General features: G+C 46.6%; 11 protein-coding genes. 6 read left to right on the top strand and 5 right to left on the bottom strand.

The window, feature by feature from the left end; all coding sequences use genetic code 11:
- Nucleotides 1-239 precede the first annotated feature (239 nt).
- Together ACLVWU_RS10310 and ACLVWU_RS10305 are read left to right on the top strand one after the other, a co-directional pair.
- Complete coding sequence (locus ACLVWU_RS10310; protein ID WP_413574611.1) at nt 240-2264, top strand: ATP-binding protein; 2025 nt, start codon at nt 240-242, stop codon at nt 2262-2264.
- 131 nt (nt 2265-2395) lie between these two features.
- A complete protein-coding gene (locus tag ACLVWU_RS10305; RefSeq protein WP_413574610.1) occupies nt 2396-2617 on the top strand; it encodes a hypothetical protein in 222 nt (73 codons plus the stop codon).
- Nucleotides 2618-2677: 60 nt separating this feature from the next.
- Here the strand turns inward: ACLVWU_RS10305 and ACLVWU_RS10300 are convergent, their stop codons facing one another.
- From ACLVWU_RS10300 to ACLVWU_RS10285, 4 genes are all read right to left on the bottom strand, one after another.
- Entirely contained in the window at nt 2678-5827 is a 3150-nt protein-coding gene (locus tag ACLVWU_RS10300; protein WP_413574609.1) for a S8 family serine peptidase, read from the bottom strand.
- Nucleotides 5828-5994: 167 nt separating this feature from the next.
- Nucleotides 5995-6474 (bottom strand): hypothetical protein, encoded by a 480-nt coding sequence (locus tag ACLVWU_RS10295; RefSeq protein ID WP_413574608.1) that lies wholly within the window; start codon nt 6472-6474, stop codon nt 5995-5997.
- Nucleotides 6475-6595: 121 nt separating this feature from the next.
- Entirely contained in the window at nt 6596-7357 is a 762-nt protein-coding gene (locus ACLVWU_RS10290) for a substrate-binding periplasmic protein (protein WP_413574607.1), read from the bottom strand.
- An 82-nt stretch (nt 7358-7439) separates the two neighbouring features.
- Complete coding sequence (locus ACLVWU_RS10285) at nt 7440-8807, bottom strand: SH3 domain-containing protein (protein WP_413574606.1); 1368 nt, start codon at nt 8805-8807, stop codon at nt 7440-7442.
- A 116-nt stretch (nt 8808-8923) separates the two neighbouring features.
- On the opposite strand from ACLVWU_RS10285, the gene ACLVWU_RS10280 reads away from it, so the two are divergent.
- From ACLVWU_RS10280 to ACLVWU_RS10265, 4 genes are all read left to right on the top strand, one after another.
- On the top strand, nt 8924-9784 hold the full coding sequence (locus ACLVWU_RS10280; RefSeq protein ID WP_413574605.1) for a 3-hydroxybutyryl-CoA dehydrogenase: 861 nt from the start codon (nt 8924-8926) through the stop codon (nt 9782-9784).
- 12 nt (nt 9785-9796) lie between these two features.
- On the top strand, nt 9797-10597 hold the full coding sequence (locus ACLVWU_RS10275) for an enoyl-CoA hydratase/isomerase family protein (protein WP_413574604.1): 801 nt from the start codon (nt 9797-9799) through the stop codon (nt 10595-10597).
- Nucleotides 10597-13836 carry a fused isobutyryl-CoA mutase/GTPase IcmF gene (gene icmF / locus ACLVWU_RS10270; protein ID WP_413574603.1) on the top strand — a complete coding sequence of 1080 codons (3240 nt, stop codon included), beginning with the start codon at nt 10597-10599 and terminating at the stop codon, nt 13834-13836. Before ACLVWU_RS10275 ends, icmF begins: the two co-directional genes overlap by 1 nt.
- A gap of 165 nt (nt 13837-14001) precedes the next feature.
- Nucleotides 14002-14157 carry a hypothetical protein gene (locus tag ACLVWU_RS10265; RefSeq protein ID WP_413574602.1) on the top strand — a complete coding sequence of 52 codons (156 nt, stop codon included), beginning with the start codon at nt 14002-14004 and terminating at the stop codon, nt 14155-14157.
- Nucleotides 14158-14166: 9 nt separating this feature from the next.
- Here ACLVWU_RS10265 and ACLVWU_RS10260 read toward each other — a convergent pair whose 3' ends face one another.
- Nucleotides 14167-18909, bottom strand: a complete 4743-nt coding sequence (locus tag ACLVWU_RS10260) for a hypothetical protein (RefSeq protein WP_413574601.1) — start codon at nt 18907-18909, stop codon at nt 14167-14169.
- Nucleotides 18910-18962 lie beyond the last annotated feature (53 nt).

Genomic DNA, 18962 nt, shown 5'->3' with positions numbered 1-18962 from the left:
TTCCTCCTTGAATATTTGCCCTGATCATCTCGCCCGCATTTGTGTGTCGTACAGTCCGGTTTTGTGAAAGCCGATAGAAGTCATTTTCACGGAAAAGACCAGTGCCGGGCAGCATTATAAAAGATTCACCCGAAAGCCGCGCGGGCATTGCGAATCAGCAAGGTAGCAAACACTCTATGATTTATGCTTGAGTTGTGGGTCGAACATTCGTTACAAGAAGGCCCTGGGAAAAATGGAACGTGTTTAATTTCTGGAAAAACTTATCTGTAGTAAAAAAACTGTACGCAGTTGTCGGCGGCATGGCTTTGTTAGTGGCCATCGAGCTGGGGACATTGGTTTTTGCGTTGTCGACGCTATCCTCGGTTCGTGCCTTCGTCGGCGGCGAAGGGATGTGGTCTAAAGCGCAGAAGAATGCCATCCACAGTTTGACCTCTTATATCTTCACCAAAGAACAGCACTACTATGATGATTTTCATGAGTACATGCAGATTCCTTTAGGGGATCGCAAGGCCCGTCAGGAATTGGAAAAAGAAAATCCCGATTATGCCGTTGTTTTTTCGGGCTTCATTCAAGGTGGAGTTCATCCGGATGATATTCCTGGAGTCATTCGCATCTTAAAAACTTGGGGAAATGTCAGCTTTATTCAGCGCGCCGTTATAGCGTGGACTGCGGCAGATGATATGCTGGATATTCTGATTTCAAAATCGGAACAATTGCGCGTGATTTTTTCCCGGCCCCAGGTGGATCAGGAGGAAGTAAAAAGAATTCTTGCTGAAATCAATCAGCTGAATGTCGAACTAACTGCTTATGAAACTGAGTTCTCGAATGTTCTAGGTGAAGGCTCACGCTGGCTGGAACATCTTTTGATGCTACTCCTGGTTTTGGCGGTGATTACCATCGAAGGCACTGGTCTTTATTTGACCTTCAGTTTTGCCAAAGGTTTGAATCGCAGTTTGCTTGAGCTTAATCATGCCACCAAGGAAATCGGTCAGGGTAATTTAGGTATCACAGTGCCGGTGCATTCTCAGGATGAACTGGGGCAACTGGCCGAGTCGATTAACAAAATGAGCCGCGATCTGGATTCGAATATCTCCCAGCGCTTGCTTGCAGAAAATGCAAATCAGGTAAAGACATTATTCTTGGCAAACATGAGTCACGAGATTCGCACTCCACTGGGAATCATACTAGGAATGACCGATATTTTAAAAGATCCGCAGGTTAGCACCGTGGAAAAACTTAAGTATCTGGAAGTCATGGAAAGCACGGGGCACAATCTGTCGCGATTGATCAATGATATTCTGGATATCACCAAAGTGGAATCCGGTCACATTGATGTGGAGCTGGGGGCAGTGCCTCTTGAACCGTTTGTGGAAGAGCTGCGAAGCATGATGCAGGTCAAGGCCGTAAAATCCAATGTCAGCCTTAGCTTCAAAATACTGCCGTCATTAAAAGACCGGGAAGTGCAGACGGATCGCAATCGTCTGAAACAGATTCTGGTAAACCTGATTAACAATGCCCTTAAGTTTACTGATGGTGGCTCTGTTCAAATTTCGGTGAACTTGGTCGAAAACGATTTGGTTTTTGATGTCAGCGATACAGGCATAGGAATCCCCGCAGATCAACAGGATCACCTGTTTCAAAACTTCTTCCAGGTGGATGCTTCCAGCACGCGCCAGTATGAAGGCACGGGATTGGGATTGGTCTTGTCCAGAAAACTCGCACACTCCCTGGGTGGGGATGTGGTGTTGGTAAAAAGTGTGCCGGGTGAAGGCTCTGTATTCCGCTTGGCCATTCCTTTGCGCGGTTATGCCAAGGTACTAGCCTCGCAGGCGTCGCAAGCCAGTAAGATCGAAGCCGGGGACGTTGATTTACGCGGCTTAAAAGTTCTGGTCACTGATGATTCAGAAGACAACCAGGTTTTGATAATTCACTACCTTAAGAAAAAAGGTGTGGAGTGTGATTCGGCGCTGGATGGTGCCGAAGCTGTCGCCATGGCTGCTGATAAAAAGTATGATGTGATTCTGATGGATATGCAGATGCCACGCATGGATGGGTATACTGCCACGCGGGTGCTGCGTGAACAAAGTTACAATGGTGCGATTGTGGCTTTAACCGCCCATGCGATGAAAGAGGACCGTGAGCGTTGCCTGAGTGTGGGCTGCAATGACTATCTAACCAAACCGCTTTCTCCGGAACTTCTGTATGCGTCGCTTGCGAATTTGACTCGCAAAACACGCAAGACAGTGCTTGGTGAACCTAAGTAAGTCCTTGGACAGGTGCCTTCCAAATAGACATCGGTTCGTATTCAGGTCCAAATTAACACTAAATCCTTATGGTAAGGTCTTTGCAATCCGAAAAGGTGGTATCATTCTAGAAGACCGTTAGGAGTACAAAGATGAGACAAGCATTCAAAATACTTACAGCCGTCATAGCTCTAAACTCCCTTGCTGCATGCGCGACCAGTCCCCAAAAAGCAGCTCAACCTGAACAGGTGACTGTGTGGGAGGTGTCAGAGTCGCCGTTCCTGCGTGCGGTGAAAAAGACCATTCCAGGCGACAAGACTCAAGACATCACTAGCCAGATGCCGGCAAAGTCAAAACAGACCAAAACCCAATAGGGGATTTTGAAACAAATTTTAGAATTAAAAAAGCGGGTCATGAACCCGCTTTTTTAATGTTTAATTCTTATATTCAGGGGAAATTATCTGTGACTGGGAATCTTCGGCCAAGGGATCTCGAACCGATTTATTCTGTGGTGAGTAAATCACCAGTTCCGCAGCGCTGTAACCTTTCTTCAAGGTCGCTGTCGTGCTGGAGTTCCCTGCCAATGCAATCACCTCTGGGATGTCTGCATAAGCCTGACCCAAATCATTCAAAGAAATCTTGGACCACGTTTTCTCATTTGCCAGATAGTCGTCATACTCCAGGGCATAATTGTCGTTATGAGTTGTGGAGACTTTAATATTCAGCTCACCCGTGCTGGAGGTCGCCAGAACTGATGCATCGGCGGAGATGATCGCCAACGTCGAGTTATCAAACGTTGTCATTGGCAACATTCCCAAAAGGGCCGGTACGTAGTTTTCATCGTAAGATTTGCCTTGGGCAATCGCTTCATCATAGGATTTACGCAGCTCGCGGGCTTGGTTTCCATCCAATAACATACTGTAAAACTTTTCTGTTACAAGACCTGGCAATGAACCACCCACAAGGCCAGCAAGCTCTTGATCCGCCAAACCGTCGCCATTGGAATCAATCTGAACATTCACTTCGCAGCGATGCCATGTCGTCATGCCTTCATATAGTTTCAATGCCACTTGCAGCAGGCGTTTGCCGCTGGCATCAGTGATGACGCGGTAACCGGCAGACTGGAGGTCACAGTTTTTATTGTGAACCAAGTCTGATTTCTTTTCTGCTTTACGTCCGTCTTGACCCAGTAGAGTAAACAAGTACGCATCGCCGCGGTTCACAGAGTTGTTTTCAATTTTTAGTTTAGCAACGCTGCCCGCAGAATCATCTGCAGAAGTTGCCAGGACTTCCAGGGAAGTCGCTTTAATTCTTGAAATCTGACGGGCAACAACCAAAGCCGGCATTTGCAGGATCAGTTCTTCACCTTGTGTGAATTTCAAGAAACCGTCCAATTCTTCATTTGACGACTTCATTGTGGAAGCGTTGACGTATGCTTCAATATCAACTGTCTTTGATTGTCCTGGTTCCAAAGTCACCGGAGGTACAACCACCTGCAAAGACGCATTACCGGTCCACTGCGGGTTCAGAATGACAGCCTTGGAAGAGATATTTTTAAAAGTCACTTTCGTGGAAAGGACTTTGTTCTTTTCAATGTCTGTCAATCCAAAGGACAAAGTCGCCGGAGTTGTTACCACTTGGGCATTCAGACTTTCAGCGACCTGGGCACGACCCGCACCCTGGCGAGCAACAGAATAAGTTTTCTTTTCTGCATCAGCGATGACTTTGCCGTGACCCAATAGAACTGATTTCAACTCCAATGGTGAAAGAGCAGGGAACTTTTGTTTCAGTAGGCCCATGACACCCGCAATGTGTGGACCCGACATGGAAGTACCTGACATCAAAGCACCCTTGTCGCCAGTACCACGAGCGGCCGAGATAATATTTGTGCCCGGACCGGTTATCTCGGGTTTGATCAAGCCATCTTCAGAACGGGGACCGCGCGAAGAGAAAGGAGAGATCGTATCTGCCAACCAAGGTTTTTCAATTCGGGATTTGGATTTCAGGTTCACCAAGACAGTGTCTTTTAGAAGCAAGGCTTTTACCTGAGTACCCGCATCCTGGGTGATCATAACAGCTGGAATTGTGAAGGCATCAACACCTGACATGCCAGCGCTTTCGCCAGGGGCATTGTTCGCGATCAGCACACCCAAGGCACCAGCATCCTGAGCGCGTTTGATTTTGTCTGCGAATGAAACCGCTCCGCGATCGATCAATGCAAATTTGCCCTCAAGCTGAGCTGCAGTTACGCTGTCAAAGTCTTTGTCTGCCAGACCTACATAAATCAATTCGCCCTGGGCCTCTGGCATTTTATCTAAAGGTGATGCCGTTTTTGATTCTGCAAATTCCAAAACCAGTTTTTCCTGATTAGTGCCGGAAAATTCAGCTGCCGGGAAAGAAATGTTGTGGGCTGAATCGTCAATGCTGGAGCCGACAGAAATCGCATCATCCGCAATGGATGGTGCGCCAACAATATAAGGTGCATCGCCAGAATTTCCGGCAGAGGCGACAACGACAGTACCGCCGCGAACCAGATTCTTAACGGCATGACCATACATTACGTGAGGACTGCCATAGTTGGATCCCAGTGAAAGATTCACGACATCCATTTGTTTTGCGAATGTAAGATCCCCCGTCGGGTCCGCCGAGTATTCCAGGGCAGCGATGACAACTTCATCGCTGGTGCCGCCGGATTTACCGAAAACTTTAATGGCATAGAGGTCCGCATCAGGAGCCACACCGTCATAGGTGTTTACGCCATCACCGATACCAGCAACACTTCCGGCAACGTGAGTTCCGTGGGTAGCTTCATCTAATGGGTTCACGTCAGGAACAGGGATGCGCTTTTTAGGATCGTCAGCGCCGGGTTGGAAGTCTGAACCAGCCAGGTCAATACCGCCCACAACCTTGCGATTCGGGAATGCGGAAGATTCCGCAGATGGATTGATGGCCTTGTAGGCTTCCGGAGTTCCCGGTCCACCCAGCATTTTATGAGTGTAATCGATGCCTGTATCAATCACGGCAATACGCATACCCTGACCGCGAATATTTTGGGCGTAAGCCGCTTCGCTGCCAATGAACTTCACTGAAGTCTTTTCGCCGACCATGCCGGTCTCATTGAATTCGTTATCTTCTTCCAAAGGACGGGAGAACTGCTCTGATTTTTGCGCCATGATAACATTTGGAACTTTTTTGATTTTCTCCAAAGCATCAGCCGGCGCCCAAACCACCAGGCCATTCAAAACCAGGCGGTAGCGAATCAGGATGCGAATATCAGAGGAGATCTTTTTAAGTTCCTCGATGGTTTGTTCCTGCTCGTTTTTGATGTCTTCCACTTGAACAGCTTTGATCTGTGGTTTGCCGTCTTTAAGTTCCGCAGTTTCAAGCAAGGCCGGAACGGAAAGCTTTACGATAAAGATGGATGGCTCAGCGATGGTGCTGCGAGTGCTGTAAAGCCCATCCAGAAGGTCGGATTTAAAAATCGGGGAATCAGGCTGAGAGGGGCTGCAACCACCTAAAACCAGAAGTGAAATCAGAAGAATTGAAATAGTTCTCTGCTGTGTATTCAATTTAGACATCTTCATATACGGCCCCTAACGTTTCAGGTGTCATATAGACACCATTAACCAAAAATCAGTATTTCCGTATGGGGGCATTCCAAGATCCGTGCCTAGCAGAATGCCACCAGAGGTAACAGTTCCCTTTTTGTACTGCATGGCAGTACAAAAAGGGAACTGTTACCTTGGGGTGCTTACTGCCAAGGGCAAGCGAAGGTTTCAGAACCTTTTACCAAAGTAATGTTGTCGTCCTGGTTGTACGCAAGCAATTCACCCGTAGCTGGGTTGAAAACCAAGCCATATGGATTGTCGCCTGGGTAGCTTTTAACATAAGAGAATACTTGTCCAGTCGATTTGGAAGTCATAGTGATCAGGTATAGATCGTTGTATTGTTGCTCGCCGGTTGTGAATAGGGCCTGAACTTCAGCCAAAGAGTTTAGGGGAGCAGAAACATATTCTTGCTCCAACAGGTGGCTGTTCACCATTTTCAGTTCCTGAGCAGTAATTGATGTGGCCTTATTCACATAGATTGTGGATTCAGAAAAAGCTTTTTCATAAGAGTCTGGGTCTTCAGACCATTGCATAGCACAAAGCTCCAGGGATTTTGAAAAGTCGGCTTTCGCCAGAGTGGTTTGAGAGATAATCAGTGTCATAGCCAAAATAAAGTGTCGCATGGTTTTTCCTTCATCAGATTGTTTTGATGAAAGGGGTTTACCTCTGACTCCGGCATCAGGCTATTGTATAATTAATAACTAAACATGTATTCTGTGCATATTAAAAATGGGCGACTATTTTTTACATGGCGTTTTTGATATAGTAAGAACGCAATATGGAATTCAGTTTTCCATTGCGATGGATGGCTGCAACAGCCTTGTTCACATCTTCGATTTTTAAATTGGATTTCTTGGAAACTGCACACTTGGTCATGACCACATCCATATCCAGCTCGGCAGAGTTCATTGAGGAATAGATGTTCTTATAATAAGCGTATTCCAGATTGGACATCACAATATACTGAAGACGGCCTTTTAAAAGCTTTTGGATGTTGGCCACATTATTCGGTCCATCTTCGCGATTCAGGGAACCGTCTTTGAATTGTGAATCCAGCGAAGTGTAGATGAAATTTAAAACGGTTCCTACCGTTTCGCCTTGAATGTCTTTGACCGAGGACACGTTACGCTGTTTAAGAAAAACCAGCACGTTGGAACTTTTGTAAAGAGGTGAGCTCCACCAGACATCGTCGACAATTTTAGGCTGCCACACTTCGTTCAAGTGGCAAAGGATATCGACTTTTCCGGTAGACAGGCTGGGGGCCACACGGTTTTTGGGAACCAAAAACCACTTCGGCTGAACGCTCATTTCTTTGCTAAGGGCTTCGCCTAGGTCTTTCAGAATGCCTTCATCCAGTGCCGGTCGCTCGTTGGCATAGGCAATTTTCACCAAAGGCATGGCGTAATCAGAGTTGACTCCAAAGGTAATGGTGGGAGCAGCTAGCGAAAGCGCAGGGGCGCAAGCCGATGCGGCCAACATCAATAAAGAAAACAGAGAATTCTTCATGCCTTTAGTATGGATTACTTTTTAGGCAAAGGAAGCTGAATCTAAAAAAAATAAATTTTAACACTCCGTTGCTTGTGTTTAGCTACTTACGAACAACGGACCAGTTTGAAGAGTTCGTGAGGTTGGTACTGAGTTTGATTTTGGACGTCCCAGTGTCAACGTTGATGATGATTTGTGAGTTTGATACAGCTTCAATTTGTGTCAGGCGCAGTAGTTTGGGATTTTTGTGAAGCGAAGCCTGAATGGCATCGGCCACTTGCTCCCAGCGCACAAAGGGTTCAAAGCTTTGTCCTTGGTTTGTGCTCTTAAAAGCGCCGACAAACCAGTAACCTTGCGGGTGAATAAATACCGGATAGTTCTGTTTGCCGAATTGGGGAATGGGTTTCCAGGTGAGTCCGTCTTCGGTCGTATAAACACCTTCTGCCGACACGATTCCGCGCACGGAGCTTTTGTTTTCAAAGGCGATGGAGTAAATTTCGCGCTTCATGAGCTCGTCTGTGGAAATGGTGTTTTTGTTAGCCACAGATGATGTCTCCACAGAAGTAGAATTGCGTTTCCACCAGACGTCGCCATGGCCATCCACTTTGCTTAAAGCCCAGATGTTGGCTTCGGGTTTAATTATTTCCACGCGGGAAAGCAGTTGGGGTCCGTTGGCTGTGGCACGGGTGACGACTCCACGAGTAGAGCTGGTGACGTATCCCAATATTTTTTTAATGGGGACTTTGCGTAGGTGAGTGTCGATGACGAATTCACCATTTCTGTGTGTCACCGGAATCCATTTGTTATCGACGAAGGCCAGGCTGGCAAAATCCGCGCGCGAAGTGAAGTGGTTGATGTCCACGTATCCAGTCATTCCGTTGTAGGAGATCTTCATGAAGCCTCTGCTAAAATCCAAAGCTTCGACGCGTTTCAGACGGGGAATAGTGGTGATAACTTTAGCAAGACTGGAAGGTTCACTGCGCAGGTGTGTATCGATGACATTGACGAAGACTCCAGAATCGTCATGGCGATTTTTTAGCATACTTAGTGGTAACCATCCGACCACTTGATCGCGATAGGTTTTCACCTTGGCCCAATAACCGTCAGTTTCCAAAACTTCAACCGAGGCTCCCGCATTCAGGATTTTAATGGTTCCGGAGTCATTACGGTTTAGTGCCAGGAGTTGGCAGGAGGAATTGGTATCAACCAGCTTTGCCACCTGGATGTCGCGCAGAATTTGATTGGATTCCAATTCGTACTCTTTGCGATCCCAGCGGGCGCGGTAGGTGCTTTCAACTTGCGTAGTTAGCAGGCGACTTTCCAGTAAAGTTCGACTCGCCTGGCCAGAGGCAAAAGAGCTTTCTTTTGTACGGTAAAACGAGATGGCTGCACTCGCATCGGTCGCTAAAGCCGCATGGGCTGACGGGAATGCTAATAAAATAGGAAGAACGACCAAAATTATCGAATGCATTCATCTATTGTGCGGTTCTCGGTACGCCGCTCTCAAGACCAGAACTTTTGACCACAGACCTAAAGTCCGGTAGGAGTAATTGCTTTATTTAGCATGATTTTAACACGGAGTGGTATATGGATATCAAATTGATCGGAATTGTTGGCGCAGGACAAATGGGGAACGGGATTGCTCAAGTGGCAGCAAACTTTGGTTTCAACGTCGTCATGATGGACGTAAGCGGCGCATCTCTTGAAAAAGGTATGGCGACTATCGCAGGCAGCTGTGATCGTCTTATCAAAAAAGCGACAATGACTGAAGCGGATAAAGCCGCATTGCTTGGTCGTATCAAAACAACTCAGGAAACTGCCGGCCTTAAAGATTGCGATATCGTGATCGAGGCGGCGACAGAAAATATTGATCTTAAGCTTAAAATCTTCAAAGACCTGGACGCTACAGTTAAACCGGGCGCTTTGCTGGTTTCTAACACGTCTTCAATTTCTATCACTAAAATTGCAGCTGCGACAAAACGTCCAGACAAAGTTGCTGGTATGCATTTCATGAATCCAGTGCCTTTGATGAAATTGGTTGAAGGTATCCGTGGTTTGCAAACTTCAGATGAGACCTTTAAAGCTGTAAAAGCATTGTCTGAAAAAATGGATAAAGTATTCGTCGAGTCGGTAAAAGACATGCCAGGTTTCATCGTAAACCGCATCCTTATGCCAATGATCAACGAAGCTGTTTACACTTTGCACGAAGGCATCGCTTCTGTGGAAAGCATCGACTCTGCAATGAAACTTGGAACGAATCAACCAATGGGTCCTTTGACTTTGGCAGACTTCATCGGTTTGGATACGTGCCTTGCAATCATGAACGTGCTTCATGATGGTCTAGGTGATTCCAAATACCGTCCGTGCCCACTTCTTGTGAAATACGTTGAAGCAGGTTGGTTGGGTCGTAAATCAGGTCGTGGTTTCTACGACTACTCTCAAAAGTAAGGTTTAAAAATTATGGCAGGTTTTAATTATAAAACACTTCTACTTGAACAAAAAGCGAATGGCGTGTGGCTTCTTACCATCAACCGTCCAGAAGCTTTGAATGCTTTGAACTCCACAGTCCTTGAGGAAATGGGAGAGGCTCTTCGTCAAATCGGCGAAATGCCATACGTTGATGCTCGTGCCCTGGTTATCACTGGTTCTGGCGAAAAAGCTTTCGTCGCAGGTGCTGACATCAAAGAGATCAATGCATTGGATGAAGAAAAAGGCATGATCTTCGCGCAACGTGGCCAGTCTGTATTCCATGAACTGACTTTGTTGAAAATCCCGGTCATCGCAGCGGTGAACGGTTTTGCACTGGGTGGCGGCTGTGAGCTGGCATTGGGTTGTGATTTCATCTACGCTTCTGAAAACGCAAAATTCGGTTTGCCTGAAGTAAGCCTTGGATTGATCCCAGGATTCGGCGGTACAGTTCGCATGGCTCGCGCCATCGGTGCTCGTAAAGCCCGTGAATTGACTTACACAGGTGGCATGATCACTGCGGCTGAAGCTTTGGCATTCGGTCTTGTGAACAAAGTCGTTCCACAAGCGGAGTTGATGGCGACAGTTATGAAAACAGTTGAATCAATCGTTACCAAAGCTCCAATCGCGGTAGGTATGGCAAAACGCTCTATCAATCAAGGTTGGGATATGGATGTTGAAGAAGCTCAGAAAAATGAAGCACGAATCTTCGCTGAACTTTTCAATACCGAAGACGTAAAAGAAGGCACTGGTGCCTTCATCGAAAAACGTAAAGCAGCTTTTAAAGGTCAATAATGGCATATACTCCAAAGCATCCAGTTAGAATTGTCACGGCCGCAGCATTGTTTGACGGCCACGACGCCAGCATCAACATCATGAGACGTATCCTGCAGGATATGGGCGCGGAAGTGATCCACTTAGGTCACAACCGTTCTGTGAGCGATGTGGTTAAAGCCGTACTTCAGGAAGGCGCGCAAGGCGTGTGCATCAGCTCTTATCAGGGCGGGCACATGGAATACTTCAAATACATGCGTGATCTTCTGAACGAAGCCGGCGCAGGCTACGTGCAAATCTACGGCGGTGGCGGCGGAGTAATCGTCTACGACGAAAAGAAAGAACTTGAAGCCTACGGCATTTCGCAGATCTTCCATCCAGATGACGGTCGTCGTTTAGGTTTGGAAGGCATGATCGAAATGATCGTTAAAGGTTGCGACTTCGATCTTTTGGAAAAACAAAAAGAATTTAAAACCAAGAAGAACATCTTTCCAGGTGACACAGTTCCATCAGTAGAGCTGGGTGTTGCTTTAACCGCTATTGAAAACGGTAACAAAGATGTTTCCCTGGCTTCTTATGGTCTTGAAAACTTCAAAGCGAAACAAGCTCCGCTGGTTCTGGGTATCACAGGTACTGGTGGTGCCGGTAAGTCATCTTTGATTGATGAATTGGTTCAGCGTTATCTGAACGCCTACCCTGATAAAAAAATCGCAGTAGTCTGCGTGGATCCATCGAAACGTAAAACCGGTGGTTCATTGTTGGGTGACCGTATTCGTATGAATTCTTTGTCTCGTACAAAGGTGTTCATGCGTTCTGTGGCTTCGCGTGGTTCGGGTCGTGAGATCGCATCCAGCTTGCCAGAGATTTTGAAATTCGTTCGTCAATTGGATTTCGATTTTATTATCGCCGAAACCTCCGGTATCGGTCAGGGCAACATGGCCATCACTGAAGTCTCCGACATGTCCATGTACGTGATGACTTCTGATTTCGGTGCCCAATCACAGCTCGAAAAAATCGACATGATCGACTTCGCGGATTTGATTGCCGTGAATAAAGCCGATCGTCGTGGTGCTTTGGATGCTCTTCGTGACGTATCCAAACAGTATAAGCGCTCTCGCAAAATCTTTGATGATAAAGTTCAGGTTCCTGTATTCCTGACTCAGGCTTCCCAGTTCAATGATGGCGGCGTGAATAAGTTGTTCTTCAGAATCACTGATGTCCTGGAAGAGAAGCAACCGGGCCGTTGGGTCGTGGATGCCAAGTACAAGGCGAATATTCTTTCTGCCGAAGAACACGGAATCATCTCTCCAGATCGTCAGAACTATCTGGCCGAGATCGTAAATACGATTCATAAATATAAAAAACGCACCGAGGTGTTGGCGGAAGAAGCTTCCAAACTGGGCAGCTTGCAAAAACTGGCTCCAATGTTGAACACACCTGCGGAAACTGTTCAAAAAGTTCAAACTCAATTGGAAGCTGAATTTACAGCGGAAGAACTTGAGTCTTTGAAAAACTTTGACCAATTGATCGAGCGGTATTCTGGTGACGAACTGGTATTCCAGGTTCGTGACAAAGAGATTCGTCAAAGACTGACTCGTGAGTCTTTAAGCGGAACTAAGATTAGAAAAGTTGTAGTTCCTAAAATGAAGGACTGGGGCGATAGATTCCGTTATTTGAAACTTGAAAACGTACCTGGTGAATTCCCATTCACGGGTGGGGTGTTCCCGCTGAAACGTGCTGATGAAGATCCTAAGCGTATGTTCGCGGGTGAAGGCACGCCAGAAAGAACGAACCGTCGTTTCCATTATCTAACCAAGGGCGAAACGGCTCATCGTCTTTCCACGGCTTTTGACTCTGTGACTTTGTACGGTCAAGATCCTGATCAGCGTCCAGACATCTTCGGTAAAGTCGGGGAGTCGGGTGTTAGTATCTGTACTTTGAACGATATGAAGAAGCTTTTTGCAGGCTTTGATTTGATCAATCCAAATACTTCGGTATCGATGACTATCAATGGTCCGGCTCCGATGATCCTGGCATTCTATTTCAATACAGCGATTGATCAGCAGGTTGAAAAGAAAGAAAAAGAACTGGGTCGCAAGCTGACTGAACAGGAATGGACAGATCTTGCGATCTGGACTTTGCAACAAGTGCGCGGAACAGTGCAAGCCGACATCCTGAAAGAAGACCAAGGTCAAAACACTTGTATCTTCTCGATCAACTTCGCTTTGAAGATGATGGGTGATATTGCGGAATACTTTGTTAAACAAAAAATCCGCAATTTCTATTCTGTATCTATTTCGGGCTACCACATTGCAGAAGCCGGCGCGAATCCGATCTCCCAATTGGCATTTACGCTTTCAAATGGCTTCACGTTTGTTGAGTACTATTTGTCCCGTGGGCTGAAAGTAGACGACTTCGCTCCGAACTTATCGTTCTTCTTCTCGAACGGTCTGGATCCTGAATATTCAGTTTTGGGCCGTGTGGCTCGTCGTATCTGGGCTGTGGCGATGCGTGACTTGTATAAGGCCAACGACCGCTCCCAAAAATTGAAGTACCACATCCAGACCTCTGGACGTTCATTGCATGCTCAAGAAATTGATTTCAATGATATCCGTACGACTTTGCAGGCTTTGCTTGCGATCTACGATAACTGCAACAGCTTGCATACGAATGCTTACGATGAAGCGATCACGACCCCGACCGAAGAATCCGTTCGTCGTGCGATGGCGATTCAAATGATCATCAACCGTGAGTTCGGTATGACTATGAATGAAAACCCAATGCAGGGTTCCTACTTCATGGACGAGCTGACAGACCTGGTTGAAGAAGCCGTCTTGAACGAATTCAAAAAGATCAATGAACGCGGTGGTGTACTGGGTGCTATGGAAACTCAATACCAACGCTCTAAGATCCAGGAAGAGTCGTTGTATTATGAGCGCCTGAAGCATGATGGCACATTGCCAATCATCGGTGTGAATACGTTTATCGATCCTAAGACAATGGCAGCAGACTACGTTCCACCAAAAATCGAACTAGCCCGTGCATCTTATGACGAGAAAAATCAGCAGCTCGACAACGTTCACAAGTACCAAGAGGACCACAAAGCTCAAGGCGACGCCGCCTTGGCAAAACTTAAAGAAACCGTCCTAAACGGCGGCAATATCTTCGCAGCACTCATGAATGCCGCAAGATTCTGCAGCCTATACCAAATGACAACAGCTTTGTATGAGGTAGGCGGCCAATACCGTAGAAATCTCTAAAGGTACGGACTTACTTTTTCCAAAATTCAAAAAGGGAGCTCAAAACGAGTTCCCTTTTTTTATTTAAGTAACAGTTCCCTTTTTGGAACACAGTGCAGAACCGATATCGGTTCTGCACCGTTTCTCGTAATGAGATAGGCCCCAAGATTGCATTGGTATATCCATATGCAAAACAAAATCGCCAAACTTAAAAAAACAGTGGTTTACGTGACTATCATCTTAACAGGCGTCAACGTTCTTCTGACAGCCGCTCAGGCGATCACTGGGGAACAAGACACCAAGGCCCAATCCTTCCACTCTATTGCCTGGAAGAATCGCTAAAAACACCAATTACAACTGATACTCCATGACACCCATGGCGCCATTGCCATTAATGGGGAATATAACTCGCTCGGCCCAATTCGAGTCGGCGGCTTTGTAAATCATGGATCTTCCAGTGCAGAAGATACCAGGCGGAAGTTGAACATCATAGATCGGATAAGCGCCGGTCATCTCCTGGTATTTAAAGCGGCCCAAGTTATTGCAGAAGTAAATTCTGTTGTTCACTTTCAAAAAGCTGGTGACGATTTCACCCGGTAAAGTGGTGACATCTTCAATGCCAGCGCCGATTTTAACTTTTCGCAGATATGAACCAACAGGCGTATCCACGCCTGCGGGCCAGTAGCCGACGTCAAAGATAGGAACAATCCAGGAGTCTTCGGAGGCGATGTACTGCGAAGTCGCCTGCATGTAGAAAGTCGGGTAGCGATGCGAGACGCATTCTTCGGAAAGTGTGCCTGTAGGACAAAGATTGGGATGGGCATTTGGGGACAGCAAGCCGCCTCCATAAATGTTCGTGGCCAAAGTGGTGGCGATATTAACAACTTTTGCACCAGAGTTGTAGTTTGATCCATTCCAGGTTTGTGCCGCGATCATCAATTTTTTGTTATTACCGCTGTCTTTCGCAAATTGAAGAATCATGGGTGTATAACCAATACTCAATGTCGAATAATTCGCAGGCGTCGTGGTGGTCATCCAAGTCGTACCACCAGTGGTATTCATAAGATGGGTCCAGGTTTTGGTGCTGTGCTCAAGACGACAAATCACCAAACCGTTGCAATTGCGGAAAACATCGCCAGTTTCTGGATCCGTCACCAACATTTGTTGATTGTTGTTTTGAACTCCCATTTTTAAACCTGTAGTCAGAGCAGAAGCACCGTTGGCAGCATCTGCTAAAGAACCATTGCCTCCCAAATGAATCATGGAGTTATAATTTAAGCCCACAGAAACTTCGCGGATTTTCATGGCGTCAATATCCTGAATAATGACATTGGTCCCAGGACCGTGGGCAATATCCTGAATAGAACCGAAGCGGGATTTCAAAGCCAAATCACCATCGCCCTGATCTTTGGAAATTCCATAAATAGTATAGATCTTGCCGTTGTCTTTTTTAACGACGCGAATTTTACCAGCCTCGATGAAATAGATGTCGCCAGTGCGATTGATAAACGCAGACTCCATGCGCACCGGAGATCCTATAGCTGCAGAGCCGTCAGCGCTGATGCCAACAGTATCCGCGCCCAAAACCCGCGTCCATGAACCATCCGCTTTGTTCAGTTTTTTCACGTCCAAAGTAAAAAGCGTGTAATTTGTTTTGTTGTAAACGTAAGTCTCGCCATCCAGCGAAGGAACCAGTCTGGGAGCGTTGGTTGTATTGGTGTAGGGCTGCGTATAGTACGGCGCAATCAGTGATCCATCCAAGTTTGTTTTGGAAACGCGAATATTAGTATTTCCGGTAACGCCCTCAGCCCAAAAAATATTCAGGTAAGTGGTTATACGGCTTAAATTCCACTGTGGCATATAGGCCATGATCGGTCGGTTTTCAGTGGCAATCGTCGTGTCTGACCATGTGCTGGTGATGCTGTTATAGTTCTGCCAGGTTCCTGTGCCGGTGGGTTTGATTCGTTCAAGCCGCGGAGTGCTTAGACTGCCACGATAGACAAGAATCGAAGCGGCGTCCTTGTCGACAGAGAAGTATAGATCTCCGTTCGGAGTTGGAATCAGTGGACGGCCATTATCGGTGTTGTAGATGGTATCAATCTTCAGATCGCGAGGATCCAAGATGATATCGTTATTCAGTGTTCCGATAGTATTGTCGTTGGTGCCTCCAATGATGGATTCAATAATCCAAGGTGTGACGTGAGTATTGATACGACGGATTTTCTGGTGGTCCTGAATCCAGATGTTATCCTTAAAGTCGACTGCGACTTTAAGAATCTTTACGGCTTTGGCCTGGCGAACAGGTCCTCCATCACCAGAGTAGGTACCCGTATTGGTCAGACCAAGAAGAACTTCGGTTTGACCTGCCAGTGGATCAACCAAAACCAATCCGCGATTGTCACTGACCAAAATCTGACCATCTGACATCACAGCCATTCCGTAAGACATCGCAGAAGAATAGTAAGTTGGAGAAAACAAAGCGCCTCGCGCATCACCACCGTCACCGGAGTTCAGGTTGCCAGCAATGATTCGGAACTGATTGGCATTGAACGGTGTGCTTAGACCCACACCAATCTGACCGTCGTTATCTTTTGCCAGGACCTTAATGTAAAACACTGTGCCATCTGCAAAAGTGCTGGTCCAGCGAACGCATCCTGTGAAGTCGGCCGAGACCGAGCAGCTTCCATTAACACCGTTGTTAAGGCCGGTGCGAATGGATGTAAAGTTGATTCCATCTGTTGATGCCTGAAGATCGATGGAAGAGACAGTGTTATTATCGGTAGCTTTCCAATAGACAAAAACCTCTTCCCCGGAGTGAACAATTAATTCAGAGTTTTTGGGAGGAGAAAAAGGCGCGCTGGTATTGGCCGCCAGGACATAGGAAACCTGCGGAATCGCGTTGGGATTGTAAACAATAGAAACAAAATCTTTACCTGCAACAGGAGTCGCTGTTTGCACAGAGATATTCTGTTTTCGGTCCATGACCCAAAGGTAAATACTGTAAGTGCCAGCAACTGGTGGAAGCAGGACGTACTTGTAATCAGTCACTGAGATGCTATTCGCTGGAGTAATGCCGATATCTTCCAGAGAGATCCAGCAGGAATCTGAACTGTTGGTCGGCGCTGAATTCGTGGTTTTCAAACAGAAATGCGTGGTCGCAGTTTCGGCATCCTGCGAAGAAAAAGAAATGTCTAAAACATTCTTGATTGTTGCCGGTGGAGTTACGCTGCCATTCACTTTAAATGAAGGTGCAGTGATAGTTGGCGGTGTCGTATCGTTTACAACTACAAATGTATTTGATTCGACCGTTGTTGTCAGTCCACTATTGTCCGTGACTGTTACAGAGATTTTTTGTCCCGCACCCACAGTGACAGGGGAATAGCTAAGGGACATAAGATATTCAGTCAAAGGTCCGCTTTGGCCGACAGCCGGTGAACTGATTGTGGACCAGGTTGAACCGTTAAACCACTTCACCGTGACCAGATCTGTGGAATCAATTGCAGCCTCAGTGATTTTCCAGGAAAAAGCATAAGCGATGCCCGAAGGAATCGTTGCTGGAACTGTGGAAATCTGAATTCCCGGAGCTTGAGAATCGTAATTCAGATTCATACTGCTGGCGGCGCTGATGTTACCAGCCTCATCGCGAAAGAAAAACTTTACTGTGCGCAGACCATCTGCTCCGGAAGTTAAGTCCCAAATATAGTTATTGGCAGCAGTGGAGCAGGCGACCCAACCTGGACTGGCGAGAGTTGGAATTGTCCCGTTTTCTGTGATGAAAACATAAGTGGCATCAGTGCAGTTTGAGAGGCTGAAGCTTGCTGAAGGATTTGAGTCTGGCGTATGGTTTGCTGTGATCGTGGGTACGGCAATTGTCGTGTCTTTAATTCTAGATTGGGACGCTGTGTTCGTATTTCCCAAAGCATCTTCTGAATTCACAGTGAAAGTTTTAGCGCCGTCGGCACCGCTGAATGTGACAGCCTTGCTAAAGGTGCCAGACATGGGACAAAGCATCGAATAGGGAAGACTAGAGTCATCCCCGGTGATAATGAGGGTATCGCCGGCATCACAGGTTCCAGACAGTGTATAACCTGATTGATAGCGATTGAACATAGGCGTGTTTAAACTCAAGTTCGATGCCGTATCAATTGTCAGAAGACTAGAAGAAGTTGGTATTGATTGATAGTTCCCGGCAAGATCTCGGGATACCGCACAGACCTGGTAAGCTCCATCCGAGGAAATATTCAAAGTATAGGAAGAGCCAGCGTTAAGCTCAGTGGATGCCAACAGGTCCGCTATGCGAGTAATACAAAGCTCGTCTTTAACTGCAAAAACCTTAAAGTGAGAGGCATCTGTTGGTAGTGTGAAGTTCAGTGTGCGGTTGTTGATCACGGCAGAAGGGCTGGGAGTCAGACCTGAAATCGCAATACTTCCAGACGGAGCCGTAGTGTCCTTGGTTGTCGTCGTAAACGCGACCACGGTTTCGTTGTTTGCGGTGTCTACTTGTTTAGCTGAAAGCGCCAAGGATCCTTCAGGCGCAGATGATAGATCCAGAGTTTCAGAGAATACACCGGAAGTGCAAGTCGAGGTGGTCCATGAATTCGAATTTAACGAAATGGAAACAATAGAACCTTCTTCGCTGCAAGTACCTGCTATATTAACGTGAGTCGCTGCCGCGGCATTCACGTAGGGAGATGGAACATTTGTTGTCACAGTTACGGCGGGGGCGATTGTGTCCTTCTCAACGGATTGAGTGGTTTTGTAGATGGTACCTGAGGAATTTGACTGCTGAACATCAAACTCGACAGTGCCTTCCGGCCAATTTGTGGTGTCTAAAATGGCAGAGTATTGATTGCCGATGCAAGACTCTGTTTGAGTGGATCCATCTGGTAGTCGAATAATAACGGGATAATTTGTGTCGCAACTTCCGAAGACGGCATACTGATTTGCCGTGGAGGAGGTATTGATAAGCGCGGCACCCTGAATGGACGGAGCATTGATGATGTCAGATGAGATGAATAATTTAAGATCGCATCCACAAAGTAGTACGGACAGTGATAAAAATAGAGTCGACAAAGACGTTCCAGGAGTGCTCATGGATACTCTATCGGTCAGCTAAGTTATTATGTTAGGAGTGACCGTGTCGAATT

Source organism: Bdellovibrio sp. HCB290 (assembly GCF_047305925.1).
Classification (GTDB): domain Bacteria; phylum Bdellovibrionota; class Bdellovibrionia; order Bdellovibrionales; family Bdellovibrionaceae; genus Bdellovibrio.
Note: the sequence above shows the minus strand (reverse complement) of the source record. Positions and strands in the feature narration are given on the sequence as shown.